General features: G+C 66.3%; 2 protein-coding genes. One reads left to right on the forward strand and one right to left on the reverse strand.

From position 1 onward, the window contains the following. Nucleotides 1-224: hypothetical protein (locus VFX99_RS14450; protein WP_329666991.1), on the forward strand; the 224-nt coding region annotated here is incomplete at its 5' end. A gap of 88 nt (nt 225-312) precedes the next feature. Here the strand turns inward: VFX99_RS14450 and VFX99_RS14455 are convergent. Continuing rightward, nucleotides 313-2610, reverse strand: a complete 2298-nt coding sequence (locus VFX99_RS14455) for a protein kinase domain-containing protein (protein ID WP_329666992.1) — start codon at nt 2608-2610, stop codon at nt 313-315. Between the last annotated feature and the right edge of the window lie 226 nt (nt 2611-2836).

A 2836-nucleotide genomic window follows, 5' to 3' on the forward strand; every position in this document is an offset into this window, starting at 1 on the left:
TGCAGCAGATCATCAAGCGCTGCCTCGCCAAGGATCCAGACCGCCGATTCCAGACGATGGCCGCCGTCAGGCACGCCCTGCACCACCTGACGGGTGGGACCGCCGATGCGACGGCGTCGATCGCGGTGCTGCCGTTTGCCAGTCTGAGCGCTGACCGGGAGAACGAATACTTCGGTGACGGTCTCGCTGAAGAAATCATCGGCTCGAGCTCGCTGCGCGTATGAAGCTGCCAGCCATGGCAACATGACCCGGGGACTTCACGCCGCGGTCAACAACCAGTGCGGAAATCGTCCCGAACATCCAGCCCGCTCATCAGCCCTCCGTTTCGTTCATTCGCACGTCACGGTTGAATGCCGCTACGCGTTCGGCTGCCCGGGCGGTGATGCGGTCGAACTCGGCGCTGCCTCGCAGCGAGGCCAGGAACGAGCAGTGCACCGCGATATAGCCGTGCGGGTAGAACCCACGTTCGACCGCCTGGTCGAGCAGATGAAGCGCTGTTGGCATGTCGCCGGCGACCGCGAAGCTCTCGCTCAGGTGAAACGTGATGTGCCCGTCAAACGACATGTGCGCGAGCGTTTCCAGCGCGGCGCGGGCCTCCGCGGTTCGCCCCGCCACACCCTCGAGCAACGCTGTGAGCTGCACCGTGTACGGCATCTGAGGGGCGTGTGCCTGCATCCACTGCATTCGCACCCTGGCATCGGCGATGCGGCCGAGGAGCGCGTAGGTGTAGCCCAGCGACCAGTGGATGATGGGATTCTCAGGGTCGAGCACGAGGCTCTGCTCATGCGCGTCAAGCCCCTCCTGCGGCTGTCCGACGAACCACTGCGCGGAATTGAGCAGGACACCCGCCATCGGCGCCAGCGGATCCACGTCGAGAAAGCGTCTGCCCGCCGCGATCGCCGCCTCGCCCTGGCCGGCCGCCTCGAGCGCGATGCCCCGAAAGAACATGGCGTCCGCATCGCTCCCGTCCAACTCCAGTGCCTTGGTGAGATGTCGGACCGTGTCGGCGAGCGCACCGCGCTCATAGCTGATGAAGCCGAGCAGTGAGTACCCGTACGCCGCATTCGGGGCGACGTCGATCAAGGCTCGCGCCTCGGCCTCGGCACGGGCGAGATGAACCGCCTCCGTGCTCATCCCGGCGCGCAGCTGAGTGACCCACAGGTAGGCGCGTAACGCGCGCAACGGCGGCGACAATCCTTCGATCTCGATCGCGCGATCCAGCAGCGCGTTCACCTGATGCATCGACGAACCGTATCGCCGCACCAGCACCTGGGCCCGCAGGTACAACTCGAATGCCCGCGGGTTTTTGATCGGACGCTCGGAGAGCCGGTCGTCCTCGGACGCCGACAGCTTCACCCGCAAGGCCGTGACGATTGCGCGCGAGACGCGTTCCTGCACGTCGAACACATCGTCCATGGTGCCGCTGTACTTGTCGGCCCAGATCTGCGCGTCGGTCGTGGTATCGACCAGCTGCGCGGTGATCCGCAGCGCATTCCCGGCCTTCCGCGCGCTCCCGGACAGCGCATACCGGACACCGAGGGTCCGGCCGATCTCGCGCATCCCCCTGGTCGTGCCCTTGAGTTGAAAAGACGAGGTCCGCGAGATCACATGCAGCGCCTTAACGCCCGAGAGGTCGGTGATGTGCTCCTCGGTGAGTCCGTCGCTGAAGTACTCGTTGTCCGGATCAGCGCTCAGGTTCGTGAACGGCAGGACTGCAATCGAGCTGTCGAGGCGGGCACGGTCAGGCCCGACCGCCGTCGCAACCGGCGGCGTTGGCTGTGCGCGCAGCGCCGCCACCACCTGCGCACCGCTGGCGAATCGATCGTCGGCCGACCGCTGCAGGAGCCGGCTCACGGTGTCCCCGACGGCGGCCGGAATCTCCGGGCGCGAGTCGATGATGGGGGGAGGCGAATAGGCGAAACGCCTGGCGATTACCGCCTGCGCCGACGAGCCGGTGAAGGCGATCTCGCCCGTCAGCATTTCGAACATCACGCAGCCCAGCGCGAAGAGGTCGCTGCGCCCGTCGAGGTCGCCGCCCGAGGCCTGCTCGGGGCTCATGTAGGCTGGGGTGCCAACGGTCACGCCGACCTGCGTGAACATCAAGCCGGTCGCTGCCGACGCCGCCACCAGCGCCTTGCCGATCCCGAAGTCGGCCACCACGGCGTGGCCTTCGTGGAGCAAGATGTTCTCTGGCTTGATGTCGCGGTGGACGATGTCGCGCCGATGCGCGTAGTCGAGGGCATCAGCCACCTCCATGGCGATGCGGACCGCTTCGTCCACGGGCAATGGTGAGCCGCTCGAGAGACGATCCCGCAAGGTCTGTCCCGCCATGACCGGCATCACGAAGTACATGCAGCCGCTGGCTTCGCCCGAGTCGTAGAGCGGGAGGATGTTCGGATGATTCAGCCGCGCGGCCAGCTGAATCTCTCGAAGAAAGCGCTCGCGGCCGAGCGTTTCGGCGAGATTGGGATGCAGCACTTTGATCGCGACTTCCCGATCGTGCTTGACGTCGCGGGCCAGGTAGACAGTGGCCATCCCGCCCGCGCCGAGCTGGCGGTCGAGGCGATAGCGATCGGCGAGCGCTTCGATCAATGCAACGGGGGCGTCCACGCGGCGAGGGTACATCGGGGAGCCGTAGTCGGCCAACCCGATGCAGACGAGCTCCACGGGAAGCCGGTGCCGATCACGCCGCGGTCAGCAGCCAGTTGCGGAAATCGTCCCTGACACCCAGTCACTCCGGTCGCTTCGCTCCCTCGTGGCTGCTCGCTCGCGTCCATCGGTCGGGCGCGCTCACTGTTGCTCTGAGGCCATCGTCCCGAGAGCATCACACGATCTG

Origin of the sequence: Microbacterium sp., assembly GCF_036277215.1 — a bacterium.
Taxonomy (GTDB): Bacteria; Actinomycetota; Actinomycetes; order Actinomycetales; family Microbacteriaceae; genus Microbacterium.